The organism is Thermococcus onnurineus NA1 (genome assembly GCF_000018365.1).
Classification (GTDB): domain Archaea; phylum Methanobacteriota_B; class Thermococci; order Thermococcales; family Thermococcaceae; genus Thermococcus; species Thermococcus onnurineus.
This window is the reverse complement of record NC_011529.1, coordinates 244,361-259,180: the sequence shown is the minus strand read 5'-3', so window position 1 is coordinate 259,180 and position 14,820 is coordinate 244,361. Positions and strand designations below refer to the sequence as shown.

At 51.8% G+C, this 14,820-nt stretch carries 11 protein-coding genes and 1 pseudogene; 6 read left to right on the top strand and 6 right to left on the bottom strand.

Annotated features, from left to right (window positions below; all coding sequences use genetic code 11):
* Positions 1–2 precede the first annotated feature (2 nt).
* Positions 3–1,139, top strand: a complete 1,137-nt coding sequence (locus tag TON_RS01515; protein ID WP_012571248.1) for an ATP-NAD kinase family protein — start codon at positions 3–5, stop codon at positions 1,137–1,139.
* A gap of 41 nt (positions 1,140–1,180) precedes the next feature.
* Here the strand turns inward: TON_RS01515 and TON_RS01510 are convergent, their stop codons facing one another.
* The 6 genes and pseudogenes from TON_RS01510 to TON_RS01485 all read right to left on the bottom strand — a co-directional run bounded on the left by TON_RS01510 (position 1,181) and on the right by TON_RS01485 (position 7,560).
* Entirely contained in the window at positions 1,181–2,380 is a 1,200-nt protein-coding gene (locus TON_RS01510; RefSeq protein ID WP_012571247.1) for a cysteine desulfurase, read from the bottom strand.
* Positions 2,377–2,670, bottom strand: coding sequence for a hypothetical protein (locus tag TON_RS01505; protein ID WP_012571246.1), 294 nt, complete (start codon positions 2,668–2,670; stop codon positions 2,377–2,379). The genes TON_RS01510 and TON_RS01505 overlap by 4 nt, the downstream gene beginning before the upstream one ends.
* Positions 2,671–2,748: 78 nt before the next feature.
* The gene (gene hypE, locus TON_RS01500; RefSeq protein ID WP_012571245.1) at positions 2,749–3,759 is read right to left on the bottom strand and encodes a hydrogenase expression/formation protein HypE; all 1,011 of its coding nucleotides are present in this window, start codon (positions 3,757–3,759) and stop codon (positions 2,749–2,751) included.
* A 46-nt stretch (positions 3,760–3,805) separates the two neighbouring features.
* Positions 3,806–6,118, bottom strand: a complete 2,313-nt coding sequence (gene hypF, locus TON_RS01495) for a carbamoyltransferase HypF (protein ID WP_048055020.1) — start codon at positions 6,116–6,118, stop codon at positions 3,806–3,808.
* A 92-nt stretch (positions 6,119–6,210) separates the two neighbouring features.
* Positions 6,211–7,313: pseudogene (gene hypD / locus TON_RS01490) on the bottom strand (hydrogenase formation protein HypD).
* A 1-nt stretch (position 7,314) separates the two neighbouring features.
* Positions 7,315–7,560: a HypC/HybG/HupF family hydrogenase formation chaperone gene (locus TON_RS01485; protein WP_012571241.1), complete on the bottom strand. Its 246-nt coding sequence runs from the start codon at positions 7,558–7,560 to the stop codon at positions 7,315–7,317.
* Positions 7,561–7,843: 283 nt separating this feature from the next.
* On the opposite strand from TON_RS01485, the gene TON_RS10080 reads away from it, so the two are divergent.
* The 5 genes from TON_RS10080 (at position 7,844) to TON_RS01460 (ending at position 14,814) form a co-directional block, all read left to right on the top strand.
* A complete protein-coding gene (locus TON_RS10080; RefSeq protein WP_012571240.1) occupies positions 7,844–8,395 on the top strand; it encodes a TetR/AcrR family transcriptional regulator in 552 nt (183 codons plus the stop codon).
* 394 nt (positions 8,396–8,789) lie between these two features.
* The gene (fdhF, locus tag TON_RS01475) at positions 8,790–10,859 is read left to right on the top strand and encodes a formate dehydrogenase subunit alpha (protein WP_012571239.1); all 2,070 of its coding nucleotides are present in this window, start codon (positions 8,790–8,792) and stop codon (positions 10,857–10,859) included.
* 5 nt (positions 10,860–10,864) lie between these two features.
* On the top strand, positions 10,865–11,362 hold the full coding sequence (locus TON_RS01470; protein ID WP_012571238.1) for a 4Fe-4S dicluster domain-containing protein: 498 nt from the start codon (positions 10,865–10,867) through the stop codon (positions 11,360–11,362).
* Positions 11,363–11,376: 14 nt separating this feature from the next.
* Positions 11,377–12,828 (top strand): hydrogenase 4 subunit D, encoded by a 1,452-nt coding sequence (locus TON_RS01465; protein WP_012571237.1) that lies wholly within the window; start codon positions 11,377–11,379, stop codon positions 12,826–12,828.
* A gap of 6 nt (positions 12,829–12,834) precedes the next feature.
* Entirely contained in the window at positions 12,835–14,814 is a 1,980-nt protein-coding gene (locus tag TON_RS01460; protein WP_012571236.1) for a complex I subunit 5 family protein, read from the top strand.
* Positions 14,815–14,820: the final 6 nt, after the last annotated feature.

Here is a 14,820-nt window from a genome sequence, read left to right as displayed (position 1 = left end):
CTATGAAAGTTGGACTGATCATTAACCCCATAGCAGGCATGGGAGGCAGGGTTGCCCTGAAGGGCACCGACGGAGTCGTTGAGGAAGCGATTAAGCGCGGTGCGAGACCGGTAGCTTCTGATCTGGTCAGGCTTTTCCTGAGAGAGCTTTCCCACTATGAAGAAGCCCGCTCGATAGAGTTCCTGACCGGGCCAAATGGTCTCGGTGAGGATGTTTTGAGGGAGTTCAACTTCCCCTTCGAGGTGATACAACACAGGGAAATAAGCCCTCGTGAAATCCTTGGAGTTAAGATACCGGATACAAGTTCGGAAGACACGCGAGAGCTCGCCAAGCGCATGCTCGGGAAGGCTGAGCTCATAATCTTCGCTGGCGGAGATGGAACGGCAAGGGACGTTCACTCGGCCGTCGATGAGAAGGTTCCGATTCTAGGAATTCCTACCGGCGTCAAGATGTACTCGGGAGTTTTTGCAACCTCCCCGGAGGATGCCGCCAGGGTTCTCGTGGAGTGGCTCAGGGGGCGGGCAAAGCTCGTGGAGAGGGAAGTTAATGACATAGACGAAAACGCTTATCGCCACGATGAGGTTAAAGCAAGGCTCTATGGAAGGGCCCTCGTCCCCTACGTCGAGACCCTTGTCCAGGGGAGCAAGGAAGCGACCCCACTCGACGAGGAGGAAGAGCTTGAAGCTATAGCCGAGGCATTGGCCGAGGAAATCCTTGAAAGTGATGGGATTTACTTCCTCGGTGCTGGCTCGACGGTAAAGAGGATAAAGGAGAAGCTCGGTATAGAGGGAACCCTTCTTGGTGTCGACGTAGTCCAGGTGAAGGACGGAGAGGCTGAGCTTTTAGTTAAAGATGCCACCGAGAAAGACCTTCTGGAGTTTGCTGACAGAAATCCCAGGATAGTTGTCACTGTGATCGGAGGTCTCGGATTCCTCTTTGGCAGGGGCAACCAGCAGTTTTCTCCAGAAGTCCTGAGGCGCATTCCAAAGGAGAACATAATCGTCGTTGCGACGCCTTCAAAGATTGAAAAAGGTACCATTAGGGTATATACCGGTGATAAAGAGGTCGATGAGAAGCTCAGGGGTTACATCAGGGTTCGTGTAAGCCCCTGGATGGAACGAATGGTGAGGGTTATTTAGATAGGTCTCTCAGGCATAGAAATAAACATAGAGAAAGGGCATTAAGTCTTCAGACCTTTTACCAGCTCCTCCATGACTCCGAGGAAAGTTTCGACCTCTTCGAGGCTGTTGTAGACATGGAATGAAGCCCTCACCGTCCCGTTTATTCCAAGCTTTTTCATCACCGGCAAAGCACAGTGGTGGCCGGAGCGGACCATTATGCTGTGGTCATCGAGTATAGCAGCGACGTCGTGGGGGTGAAGCCCAGGCACATTGAAGCTTACGACTCCTGCATGTTTCTTCAGGTTCCTCGGTCCATACCACGGGACCTCGAGCTCGTCGAGGCCTTCGGTGGTTCTCTTAACAAGCTTGTGCTCCTGCCTCTCGATTCTGCCCAGCCCAATCCTCTCGATGTAGCGGATTCCTGCTGCGAGGCCTATAGCACCACCTATGTTCGGCGTCCCGGCCTCGAAGCGCTCTGGCGGCTCTGTGAGCTTATAGCCGTCTAGACTAACGTCCTCAATAGTCCCACCGCCTATGAGGGGCGGTTCGAATGTATCAAAGAACTCTTCCCTGATGTAGAGCACACCTATTCCAGTCGGTCCCATGGGTCCCTTGTGGCCGGAGAAAGCCAAAAAGTCCGCGTGGAGCTTCTTAACGTTAACCTCCATATGGCCGGCGCTCTGGGCGGCGTCGACTACGAATATCGCGCCTTCATCCTTGGCGATCTTTCCAAGCTCTTCCACCTCATGGATCACTCCCAGCGCGTTCGAGACGTGCTGAACAGCGACAAGCTTTGCTCCTTTTATCTTCTTTTCCGCATCGCTTAAATCAAGGTTGCCTTCGTCGTCACCTTCTATGAACTCCAGCTTAAGGCCGAGTTTCGTGGCCAGACGCTGCCAGGGGAGCAGATCGGAGTGGTGCTCGTAGGGGGTAGTCACGATTTTGTCGCCCCTCTTGAATATGTGCCCCAGGCCAAGGGCAACTAAATTAAGGCTCTCGCTCGTGTTCTTTGTGAAGACTATTTCTTCGAACTTGGCTCCAATGAAGTCCGCAACGATCTTTCTGGACTCCTCATACTTGTGAGTCGCCATCTGGGAGAGCCTGTGAACGCCTCTGTGAACGTTGGCGCGGTACTTCAGGTAGTACTCGTCCATGGCCTCAACAACTGGCTTCGGCGTGAGTGAAGTGGCGGTGTTGTCGAAGTAAATCACCTCATTTGTAAGAGGTATGTCCTTCCTAACATCCTCCGGAATCCTCATGAAACCACCTCCAATATTCCGGCGCAGTCGTATATGATTCTAGCCATCTCCTCACCCTTTTTCGAGTCCTCAAGGAGCTTGATGATTATCTTACCGCTTGGATAGACGCTGACCTCATAGCCTTCCATCTCAAGGATCAGCATCATCCCGGGGAGAATCTTTTTGATGACGTAACCTTTTTCCTTCAGGCACTGCGCGGTTCTCGTTAGATCCACCTCGACCTTTCTATCCCAAGAATAGCCGCTTATCACTATTCCCTTCATGGTTACGCATGGCTTCGCAATTATCATGCTCTCACCAATTGAGAGCTTGAGAAGGAATGATTTATAGCTTTCCCAAACCGATGGTTAAGGACAAAAATGGGAAAATCAGCAGACCCTCGGAACAGGGTCTCCCGCAGGTGGCTCAAGGAATCTCTTTCCACCTATGCCTGTCTCAACTAAGACCTTTCCACGGTAGTCCTCTATAACCTCACCGATTATCGCCGCGTTCTTTCCTTTCTCCGTTTTCCTCATAGCCTCTAGGGCTTCTTCGGCGTGCTCTTTTGGAACTATCATGACGACCTTGCCCTCATTTGCTACATCGAAGGGGCTTATGCCGAGCATCTCACTTGCAGCTCTGACTTCGGGCCTTATCGGCACGTCGGCTTCCCTTATCAGTATCCCAACGTTTGCCTTCCTGGCCATCTCGTTGAGGGCGTTGCTTAAACCACCCCTCGTGGGGTCCTTCATGGCGTGGATGTTCTCCCAACCGATGGCCTTTGCAACGGCCTCAACGACCTCCCAGATTGGGGCCACGTCGCTCTTAAGCTCGGTCTCGAAGCTTATCCCTTCACGATGGCTCATCAGTGCTATTCCGTGGTCGCCTATCGTCCCGCTGATGAGGACGGCGTCGCCGACCTTCGCCCCAGCGTCGCTTATAGGTCTCTCCGCGATTCCTATGCCTGCCGTTATGACGAACATGCCTATCTCATCCTCGACGACCTTCGTGTCGCCTGTGACTATTGGAACGGGCACTTCACTGGCGGTTTTGTCCATCGAACGGAGGATTTTTTTCAGGTCTTCCCCATCGAAGCCCTCCCCGATTATCATTGAGTTCGCCAGCGCGAGGGGCTTTGCGCCCATAACGGCCAAATCGTTCACCGTTCCACTAACTGCCAGTCGCCCTATGTCTCCCCCCGGAAAGAAGAGGGGCTTCACGGTGTGGCCGTCGATGGTAAAAACGATGTGTTTATCCCCGAAGGGTATTGTGGCCCCGTCATCGAGGGCATCCAAGCCAATTCCACCCGCAGATTTCAGGCTGAGGTTCTTCAATATGACGTCTCTCAGAAGCTCCTCCATTATTTCTCCACCGGCTCCGTGTTCGAGCTTGATTTTCATGCCTACCCCTCCATATTCATCTTGATGGTGAACACCTTTAACTTTTTCACAGCATCAGGTCTTCCTTCGTTAGATATCCCTCCAGGTAAAGTCCACCGAGGAAGGCTTGACCGACGTTTATTCCGTTGTCGCCCCTCGGCACCTCGTAGGTCGAGTAGAATCTCAGACCATTGGCCTCCACTATCTTCCTCACCGTCTTCACGATAAGTTCGTTGAACGCAACACCGCCGCTGATTCCTACGTTCTTGACGCCGAATTCCTTGGCTTTCTCCACTGCTATCTCTGCGAATGCCCTTCCGAGGGCCAGGTGGACTGAATAGGCCACGTCCGCAGGAGAGGCATTGATCTCTAGTGCCTGCTGGAAGAGCTCTTCTACCTTTATCAGCTCGCCCTCCACGGGAACGCTGAAGCCGAGGTCGTTCTTGCCGCGAATGGCGAAGCTTTCAAGCTTCATTGCCGGCTCGCCTTCGTAGTGCCTTCTGTAGGCTACATTGAGCAGAACGGAGAAGGCATCGAGCACCCTGCCCGTAGATGATGCGTAACTCGTGTTTACCTCTTTCGCCAGCTGGGTGAGGACGACGTTGAATTCAACCTTTCCGTAGCGGAGGCTTTCGATGGCCTTTGGACAGCACTTCTCTATTACCTCTTCCAGCTCCTCTATGCCGTATACCTTGCTTAAAATTCCCATTAGAGCCCTCAGTGGGTAGTAGCTCGCCAAATCACCGCCGGGAAGTGGATAGTAATCTATGTGCGCCAGCCTTTCAACATCCTCGTAGGAGAGGTAGATCACCTCGCCGCCCCACGTGTGCCCGTCCGTTCCGTATCCGACTCCATCGACCGCTATGCCGACTATTTCGTCAAGGTTGTGCTCCGCCATGATCGAGGCTATGTGGGCGTAGTGGTGCTGGACCTGCAGGAACTCGACGCCGAGTTCGTTGGCCATTTCCATGGCGAGCTTGGTGGTGTTGTAGCCTGGATGGAGATCGGCCACGATTAAATCGAAGTCCCTAACCCTGAGAATCCTCTTGAAGTGCTCCACCGCCTCGCGCATGAACTCAAGGACTTCCACTTTCGACGTATTTCCTATGTACTGACTCGGATAAATCTTACCGTTTTTGGTCACTCCGAAGGCGTTCATGAGCTCTGCACCGACCGCCAATCCTCTGTAGTCGAAGGGAATCTCTATTGGAAGCGGGACGAAGCCGCGGGAGCGCCTTATAACCGCCCTCCTCCCGTTGACGAACCTGACAACGCTGTCGTCGGCCCTGTTGAGTATCTTCCTGTTGTGGAGGAGGAAGTAGTCGGCAACGTCCTTCAGCTCCTCAAAGGCCCTCTCGTTGTCCTTGACCATTGGCATGCCCGGATAGTTGGCGGAGGTCATGACGTAAACAGGAGTCTTGGAGTAGTGGAAGAGGATGTAGTGGGTGCCGGCATAGGGGAGCATCACACCGATGGTGTGCAAGCCGGGAGCGAGGTTTTCCGGAAGCGGGAAGGGCTCCTTCTTGCGGAGCGTCATGATGGGTCTTCTGTAACTCTTCAGTTCCTCCAGCTCTTCCGGGGATATGAAGGCGAACTCCTCTATAGTTTCCACGTCCTTCGCCATTATTGCGAAGGGCTTCTGTGGCCTGTGGATTCTCTTCCTTAGCTCGGCAACCACATCTTCCCTCGTCGCGTCGCAGGCTAAATGTATTCCACCGATCCCCTTGATGGCCACGATGTAGCCATTATCTATCAGCTCCGCGGCCTTTTTCAGCGGGTCGCCTATGAGCTCCTCACCGTCGTTGGTATATAACCGGTAGCTCGGCCCGCAGACCGGGCAGCAGACGGGCTCGGCGTGGTAGCGCCTGTTCAAGGGATCTTTGTACTCACTCTCGCAGAAGTCGCACATCGGAAACTCTCTCATTGTTGTGTTCACGCGATCATAAGGTAAATCCTCAATAATTGTGAACCTCGGGCCGCAGTTAGTGCAGACGATGAATGGGTACATATAGCGCTTGTTGGTTGGGTCGAAAAGCTCCCTTAGACAATCCTCACATATGGCTATGTCCGGCGGGATTATCGAGTCTCCTCCGCTTCCCCCTTGGGAGCTCTTCTCGATGTAGAAGCGGTCAAAGCCCTGAATCGGAATCTCCCTCTTTTTAATCTTCTCGATCTTAGCTAAAGGGGGGAGCTTCTCTCTCAGATCTAGCAGAAACGCACCTATATCCTTCTCAGGACCCTCAACGACGATCTCAACACCTGCATCGCCGAGATTTTTGACGTAGCCCCTTAAACCATGCTCATGAGCTATCCTGTAAACGAACGGTCGGAATCCAACCGCTTGAACGATGCCCTGAACGTGAAGTCTGTAAGCCTTCATTCCTCTCACCGCTTTCTTCTTTGTTTTTACAGTCTTTATAGGTTTCTGAAACCAAAAGTTAAAAACTTGGAAGGAGTTTTGAACCTTTGGTGTCAGAACAAAGCCCCATATTTGTAAAAGATGCTGCATGTCCCCTCATAAGACACCATGCATGGCCCTATCGGCTGTCTTGGAGTGCAGGTCTTCCCAAAGTGTGGACACTGTGGAGGGAGTGCCAATCCACGCAGAATGGCACCGCAAAGACAACCCTTTTCAAGGTCGGGAAGCTTCGGGACTTCTGGATCATAGTATGTCCTTATCTCCAGCTCTTTCCACTCCTTCTTGAGTTCGAGTCCGCTCTTGGGCATCACACCTAGAGCACGCCATCTGGCGTCTTTAACCTCAAAGAACTTGTCCACAAGCCGCTGGGCTGTAACATTGCCCTCGTATCTGACAGCCCGGGTGTACTCGTTGATGATTCTTGCTTCACCAGCTTTGACCATCTTAAGGAGCAGCAGAATCGCAAGTAACATATCCACTGGTTCGAAACCAGCTATAACCTGCGGGATGCCATACTCGGTGGTTATATATTCCCATCCCTTGACCCCAATTATCGTTGAGACGTGGCCGGGATCTATTAATCCGTGGAACTTTGTGCCCTGCTTCACTAGAGTTTCAACTGCGGGGGGCGTTAGGCGGTGAACGGAATATATTTTGAAGTTCTCAAGCCCTTCCTCAACAACAGAGTTGAGCATCCCAGCGGCCGGTGCAGTGGTGGTTTCAAAACCTGGACTAAAGTGAACCACTGTTTTGTCGGGATTTTCCTTGGCAAGTTTGTATGCATCATAGATAGAATATACTATCCTAACGTCATAGCCTTCGCTCTTAGGTCGGCGAAGCTTCCTCTCGGGGTTGGTATCTTGTACATGTCCCCAAATGTCGTGAGAATTATTCTCTCGCCTTCTTCATGAGCTTGGCGCATTATCTCTTGCATCTTGACTATGTCTTCGACTGGCGTTATGCAGACGGGACAGCCGGGGCCACTGACGATTTTGACATTCTCTGGAAGTAGTGACCGGATTCCGCTTCTCGTTACAGTGTCCTCGTGGGTTCCGCAGACGTGCATGAAACGGACCTCTTCGAGACCATTTGCCTCTTCGTGGATTTTTTTAACGATTTTCTGGGCCAGTCCTCGATCCCTGAACTTCTCGAGCATCTCAATACCCCCGTGGGAGTTCCTCGCCCCGAGTTATTCTGAACACCTCGTCCCATGCTTCGAGTATCTCTTTAGCGCGCTCCTCGTCCAGCTTCTCTATTGCAAAGCCTGTATGCACGATCACGTAATCGCCAACCTTAACATCAGGAAGCAAATCAAGGCGAGCTTCCCTCTTTACGCCCCCGAAATCAACAATCGCAACGTTTCCGTTGATCTCAAGAACCTTAGCTGGAACTGCCAGACACATTTTTCTCACCTGTTTCTAGGTTTGTCTGGGACTTTTTAAATGTTGCATAAAAAAGAATTTCATATAACCTCAACTAAAGGGAGGATTCTCTAACTGCGAATTCTAGTTCTAACTTAAGGCCTGATGACACTCACAAATCAAAAATCCCAAGGAATAGCGGATTTGATATCCTTTTAGGAATGTATGATTATTCTATTGAGTGAATTGAATTATTTAAATTGCCGTAACTTTTTTATATAACGCCAATGACCTCGCAGTCAGTACTATACGGGGAGTGCTGGGGATGGACACTAAGGAACGGATATTGAAAGCTGCAGAAGAACTCTTTGCCGAGAAGGGCTACGATAAGACCACTGTTGATGAAATCGTTGAGAAAGCTAGAGTTGCTAAGGGCACTTTCTACAACTACTTTAAGAGTAAAGAGGAATTGATAAAAATCGTTGCTCTCCAGTCTCTGCCGTACTCAGCAATACGAGAGGAGCTTGAAAAAGAGCATGAGAACCTCGCTGATTTTCTGCACAGTATTGCAAAGGCGTACATCGTATATTACTGCGATCCTGTTCTGAGATCCCTGTTTTTCTACACACTAGCTGTTAAGGGTAAGATAAGAGAGGTTGAGGAAATTCACAGGAAATTCTGCACAGAGGCGATTTCCAAAGGTGCCAAGAAGATATCACAGCTCGCAAACGTGGATGAAAAAACTGCCATGGTTGTTTTTAAGGCGTTTTATGGAGCCTTATTTTCGAGACTTGTTTTTGCTGAGTATTCGTGTACCCCTGATGTTGATTATGTTTCGGAACTCATCCAGCTTATAGAGAAAAGCTTGAAAAACTAGCACTTTTTATGAATAATTTTTTAGATATTTCGCTTGTTATTGAACTATTTTATGCATCCCAATGGAAGTGCGAACGAAAGTAAATACAATATATCGCTTGATTAGATATTCGTTTAACTTTGGTGCCTTTTCGTGTCCATCTAGTAATTGGTATTCAAATTGTTGTCATGCATATGTGAATTGTTACGAATTTTAGCATTATCATGCTGATCTGAATACTATGATTTCTATAGACTAAAAAATCAACACTTTTAGTCACCATATTACTAAATGATCATAAATTTACACTGGAAAATCAATTATGTGTACAACATAATGTTAGAGAAAATTATTTAAATGGTTCATTACTCACACCATCTGAATAAACTGACTAGTCAGTCATCACGGGTTGGTGATGGGTATGGCAGAAAAGCGCATATCAGTGGTGTGTCCGTGGTGTTCCGTTGGTTGTAGATTTTACATAGTAAACGTCAATGGCTACCCAAAGAAGATCGAGTTCGACTACGACCACGACATCAGGAACCACGGCAAGCTCTGTCCAAAGGGTGTCGCAGCCTTCCAGCATCTCAGGCATCCAGACAGGCTTAAAAAGCCCCTTAAGAGGGTTGGCGAGAGGGGTGAAGGCAAGTTCAAGGAAATAAGCTGGGAAGAGGCTATTAAGGAAATCGCACAGAAGCTCAGTGAAATCAAGGAGAAGTATGGTTCGGAGGCTCTTGCTTTTCTCGGAAGTGAAAGGTGCTCCATAGAGGAGAACTACGTTCTTCAGAAGCTGGCAAGGGCTTTGGGAACCAACAACATTGAATATGTGTGTAGGATGTGTCAGTCAACGGCTGTTGCAGGTAAGGGGATGGTTCTTGGACACCCCGGTCTGACGAACCCCTTCGAGGACATTCTTAAGGCCAAAGTTATCGTCCTTTGGGGATACAATCCAGCCGCAACTAATCCGGTCTTCTTCGGCCAGTACATTGAGAAGGCAATTCTCGACAACAACGCCACCCTCATTGTCGTTGACCCAAGAAAAACGAAGACTGCCAAGTACGCAGACATACACCTGCAGCCATATCCCGGAACCGACCTTGCCATTGCGTTGGCTATGCTCAACGTCATAATCACCGAGGAGCTCTACGATAAGGACTTCGTGGCGGAGCGCGCGGAGGGCCTTGAGGAGCTCGCCAAGACCGTCGAAAAGTACACTCCAGAATGGGCTGAGAAGGTCAGCGGCGTTCCTGCCGAGCTCATAAGGAAGGCCGCAATCACCTTTGCAACGGCTGGAACTGCCGCCCTGCTGACGAACGAGGGAGTGAACCAGCACGCCAACGGAACGAGGACTGTTATGGCTATCACTGAGATGATGGTTCTCTGCGGCTACTTCGGAAAGGAGGGCGTCATGTCTGGAGCTATACCCGGTGCCCACAACGGTATGGGCGCTGGTCTAATGGGTATTGGACCACACGAACTGCCAGGAAGATTCCCGCTCCACGCCGAGGAGCACAAGAGGAGAATTGAGGAGGCATGGGGCTTCAAGATCCCAGAGAAGCCTGGAATCACTTACGTTGAAATGATTGATGCAATCCTTGAGGGCAAGCTCAAGGCCCTCTACGTCATGGGAACCAACCCTGCCAAGGCCCTTCCGAACCTCAAGAAGGCTGAGGAGGCCTTTAAGAACATCGAGTTCCTCGTCGTCCAGGATATCTTCCTTACTGAGACCGCGAAATACGCCGACATAGTCCTTCCAGCGGCTGCATGGTTTGAGAAGGACGGAACCGCCATAAGCTTCGAGAGAAGGGTTCAGAGGAGCTTTAAGGCTGCTGACGCACCGGGAGAGGCCAAGCCTGACTGGGAAATCCTTGTTATGCTCGCTAAGGAGCTCGGCTTTGGAGAGTACTTCAACTACTCTGATGCAGACGACATCCTGAGAGAAATAAACAGAATCATTCCGCCCCTTGCTGGCGCGACACCCGAGAGGCTCAAGAAGAACCTCAAAGGCTGTATGATACCCTGCCCAGACGAGAACACTGAGGTTCCGAGGCTCTTTGTCCAGGGCTTCCTCACGCCAAACGGAAAGGCCCAGCTTATTCCTGTGGAGTATAAAGAGCCTGGAGAAGTCCCCGATGAGGAGTACCCGTTCTGGCTCACCAACTACAGGTTCGTTGGCCACTTCCACACCGGAACCATGAGCCACAGGAGCAAGAGCCTGAGCAAGAGGTGGCCAGAGGAGTACATTGAGATCAACGAGAACGACGCGAAGAGGCTCGGCATAAAGGACGGCGACCTCGTGAGAGTCGAGACCAGGAGGGCAGCGCTGGTTCTCAGGGCCAAGGTTACACCGCACATCAGGGAGGGCGTCGTTGCCGCGCCGTGGCACTGGGACTTCAACTACCTGACCACGGACGTCCTCGACGAATACGCCAAGATGCCGGAGTTGAAGACGGCCGCGTGTAGGATCTCCAAGGTTGAGGGGTGATTTAAATGAGCAAAAAGATATTTATCGATTTTAAGCGCTGCATTGCCTGTAAGGCCTGTGAAGTCGCCTGTGAAATGGAGCACGGGGAAGCGAGGATTAGGGTTTTTGAGTTCCCCGATCTGACCAGCGTCGCCTTCAACTGCCGCCACTGTGAAAAGGCTCCATGTATGGAAGTGTGTCCAGTTAACGCGCTCTCCAAGGACGATGATGGCGCAGTCGTTCTCGATCCCCTCAAGTGTATCGGCTGTCTCATGTGCGGTCTGGCCTGTCCATTCGGCATTCCAAAGATAGACGAGTACAACAAGATAATGGACAAGTGCGACCTCTGTGCCCACAGGAGAGCCGAAGGAAAGCTTCCTGCCTGTGTCTCAGCGTGCCCAACTGAGGCCCTCAAGTACGGCGACATAAACGATGTCCTCTGGGCCAGAGAAGGAAAGATAGTCGCCGAGCTTAAGGACATCGGCGACAGGACCAACGTCCTCGAGGCCTACCTCATCAGATGAAAGGAGGTGCCAGGATGAACGCCTCTCCCTTCATTATATCTTTTTTGATCCCCCTGCTCCTCGGTCCACTCCTGTTCAAATTAGACGGTAGAAAGGCCGATGTATTCATGCTCATCGCCGTTGTGTCTTCCTTCCTGGCTAATCTTGTGGGAGTCCTCGAATACCTGAAAGTCGGTGGCGCTCATCATATCGTTTACCTCGAAACTTCTTCCCTCGGTGAGGTCTACGGCGTTATAATCGACCCAATGAGCGTTTTGGTCGGTTTTGTCGTGAGCTTGGCTGGCGTGCTGTTCCTTCTCTACGCGGTGGACTACATGAGCGAGAGAAACAAGCAGCACCCCGTCTACTCTGATAAGGGCAGGTTCTATGCTTGGATGGTCATCTTCGTTGGAGCTACGCTGGCATTCATATACTCCTCCACGACGCTTCAGCTGCTCATATTCTTCGAGATAATGGGACTCGCCTGCTGGGGTGTCGTTGGGTATTATAAGGGCCCAAAAGCCGAGAGGGCTGCATACAAGGCCCTGCTTGTGCCGAACTTCGGTGCCATGGTGGGCCTCTACACCACCGTTGGCATTGGCATCCTCAAGCTCCATGATTTGAGCATCTATGCGCTCCAGAACCTGAATGATGAGCTCAAGCTTCTCGTGTTCCTTGGCGTAATGGTTGCGGCCTTTACCAAGAGCGCCCAGTTCCCGCTCTATTCATGGCTTCCGGATGCAATGGCGGCGCCGACACCTGCTTCCGCTTTTCTCCACGGTGCTGCAATGGTTGAAATGGGCGTTTACCTGCTCGCCAGGGTCACCCAGTTCATGCAACCGATTCCGGAGACAGCTTTCTACGTTATGCTCGTCTTCGTGTCGCTAACTTTACTCATAGCAATTCTCTACTACCCGCTCCAGAAGGACGCCAAGAGACTCCTTGCTTATTCAACCATAGCAGAGGCAGGAGTGATGTACGTTGGCGTGCTCTATGCCGTGCTTGGCTCTGTCTATGGTCTCCAGGCGGCCATGTTCCAGCTGGCTAACCACGCTTTCGTCAAGGGTCTTGCCTTCCTCACCGCGGGAACCTTCAGTTACGCTTTTGGAACGCTCGACATGGAGAAGATTAGGGGCCTCGGAAAGCTCGTTCCGGTCGTTGGTGCAAGCTGGTTCTTAGCCCTTCTCGGCCTGGCTGGAGTTCCTCCGCTCGGCCTGTTCTTCAGCAAGGCGTATCTCTTCATGAACGCGTCTTCAATAACCAGCTGGGTTGGCTGGATTCCGCTCTTCCTAGTGTTGGCCGATGCCACGGTTTTCCTTGCGGTATCTCTCGGATGGATTAAGAGGATGGTATTCAGCGAGCCCCTCCAGGAGAGTGCAGAAGTTTCCCCGCTGATGCGCTTTGTCCTCGTAGTCCTAATAGTCCTGTCCATCGTTGCGCCGTTCCTAAGCGTGAAGCTCGTGACTCAGATAGGGTTCATGGGGTGATGTGGGATGATGGAAATTCCAATCGCGCTCTACTCACTCTCAGCGATTTCCGGCCTGATTGGAGACTTTAAGCGGAGCATTAAGATTTCAAGCGTCCTCTCAGCCATAGCATCCCTATCCCTTCTGGGCATAGCTGCCCACGCCCTGTCCAGGGGGCTTCCCGTTCAGGAGAGCTTTTTGGGCATTCCCCTAATCATAGACAGCCTCTCCCTCCCGTTCCTGTTCATCATAGCCCTGCTCAGCCTTGTGGTTTCAGTGTATTCCATTTCATATATGGAAGTCCACAGAGATACCGGAAGACCACTGGCGTACACCATCCTCTACGGCACGTTCGTGCTGTCGATTGTATTCGTGGCTCTGACGTCAAACCTGCTCTGGTTCGTCTTCTTCTGGGAGCTGATGACCCTAACTTCCTTCATCTTCGTGAGCTGGAGGGAGCAGGACGCTGGAATTAAATACCTCCTCACGATGCAGCTCGCCAACACGGTGCCCCTCTTCGTGGCCCTCGGCATAATCTACTCCGCCACTGGAAGCTTCAGCGTTGATTACGCCACGCTTAGGGAGGTTGCATCTTCCCTTTCTCCAGTCCAGCTCAAGCTGCTCTACGCGATGTTCCTCGTGACGTTCCTTGCAAAATCTGGAAGCGTGCCCTTCCAGTTCTGGGTGCCCGATGCATACGAAGCCGCTCCCAGCAATATAGCCTCGCTGATGGCCGGCGTCATGGAGAAGATGGCGGTTTACGGTCTGATAAGGCTCCTCTGCAACGCCCTGCCATGCAGTGAAGGCATTGGTTACGTTCTCGTTATCGTCGGCATACTTACCATGACCTTCGGAACCCTCTACGCCCTCAGAGAGACTCACGCAAAGAGGCTCCTCGCTTACTCAAGCGTTGGACAAATGGGCTACATCTGGTTCGCGGTGGGCATGGGCATGATCTTCCTGACGATGGGCATGGAGAGCCTGGCTTACCTGGCCTTCCTCGCCGGAGTCTTCCACTCCTTCAATCACACACTCTTCAAGGGGCTGCTCTTTCTCATCTCGGGCAACTTCGAGTACTCCGCCGGAACCGCTGACCTCAACGAGCTTGGTGGTTTGAGGAGGGCAATGCCGTACTCGTCGCTCTTCACCGTCATAGGTGCGCTCTCCCTCGCTGGAGTGCCCCTCTTCAGCGGTTTCCTCTCCAAGTGGATGATTTACCAGGCCGGCTACTACTCTGGAATCGGCCTCTTCGTCTTTGGCTCCGTAATGGCGGTGTTTATGAGCGCCGTAACCTTGGCATATTCGCTCAAGCTCTACACCTCTGCCTTTGGGGGCGAACCGAACGAGAGAACTGAGAACGCCAGGGAAGTCCCGTCGGGTATGCTCCTCGGTGAGGGAATTATTGCCTTAACTTCACTTGCCGTTGGAATACTTCCGGCTATTGCTTACCCGATATTAACGATTTCATTGAATGGCGGCGACGTCACCGTTACAATGGGCTCGATATCCACTGACTTTGAGTACTTCTCGCCAATAGCCCTGCTCCTTGCGGTTTCATTCATTGCGGTTGCTTCATACTTCGTCTTCAGGCCAAAGACGACCAATGTCAAACCCTGGAACACTGGAGCGCTTTTCCTGCCGGAGGAGAGGTATGGAGCGAAGGCCAGGGACTATTACAGGCAGTACTTTACCGAGATGGAGGGCCTCTACAAGCTTGGAAGCGCCGCTGGCAAGGTCGGAAGGGTCCTTCTCTCTGCTCTGATGTCCGTCTACCTCGTTCTCGCCAGGGGCCTCGTCTACACCGGCAGGGAGAAGAAGCGCTCCTTCACCCTTGACGAGCTTCGCCACCGCACCGTCAGGTACCTGGACGAGGCATTCTTCGCGCCGATGATGGATCTACTCAAAAACATCGCCGTGCTGGCAGCGGGCATCTCGGTGTCCATGGACGAGCTCTTCCTGGCTTCAATGCTGACCACGGTGATAATACTCGCACTCCTTGTGTTGTGAGGTGAT

What these genes read in the sequence shown, in the direction of transcription:
- TON_RS01515 (WP_012571248.1), top strand. Translation starts at nt 3, where the DNA reads ATGAAAGTTGGACTGATCATTAACCCCATAGCAGGCATGGGAGGCAGG.
- TON_RS10080 (WP_012571240.1), top strand. Translation starts at nt 7,844, where the DNA reads ATGGACACTAAGGAACGGATATTGAAAGCTGCAGAAGAACTCTTTGCC.
- TON_RS01505 (WP_012571246.1), bottom strand. Translation starts at nt 2,670, where the DNA reads ATGATAATTGCGAAGCCATGCGTAACCATGAAGGGAATAGTGATAAGC.
- TON_RS01485 (WP_012571241.1), bottom strand. Translation starts at nt 7,560, where the DNA reads ATGTGTCTGGCAGTTCCAGCTAAGGTTCTTGAGATCAACGGAAACGTT.
- TON_RS01460 (WP_012571236.1), top strand. Translation starts at nt 12,835, where the DNA reads ATGATGGAAATTCCAATCGCGCTCTACTCACTCTCAGCGATTTCCGGC.
- hypF (WP_048055020.1), bottom strand. Translation starts at nt 6,118, where the DNA reads ATGAAGGCTTACAGACTTCACGTTCAGGGCATCGTTCAAGCGGTTGGA.
- fdhF (WP_012571239.1), top strand. Translation starts at nt 8,790, where the DNA reads ATGGGTATGGCAGAAAAGCGCATATCAGTGGTGTGTCCGTGGTGTTCC.
- TON_RS01470 (WP_012571238.1), top strand. Translation starts at nt 10,865, where the DNA reads ATGAGCAAAAAGATATTTATCGATTTTAAGCGCTGCATTGCCTGTAAG.
- TON_RS01465 (WP_012571237.1), top strand. Translation starts at nt 11,377, where the DNA reads ATGAACGCCTCTCCCTTCATTATATCTTTTTTGATCCCCCTGCTCCTC.
- hypE (WP_012571245.1), bottom strand. Translation starts at nt 3,759, where the DNA reads ATGAAAATCAAGCTCGAACACGGAGCCGGTGGAGAAATAATGGAGGAG.
- TON_RS01510 (WP_012571247.1), bottom strand. Translation starts at nt 2,380, where the DNA reads ATGAGGATTCCGGAGGATGTTAGGAAGGACATACCTCTTACAAATGAG.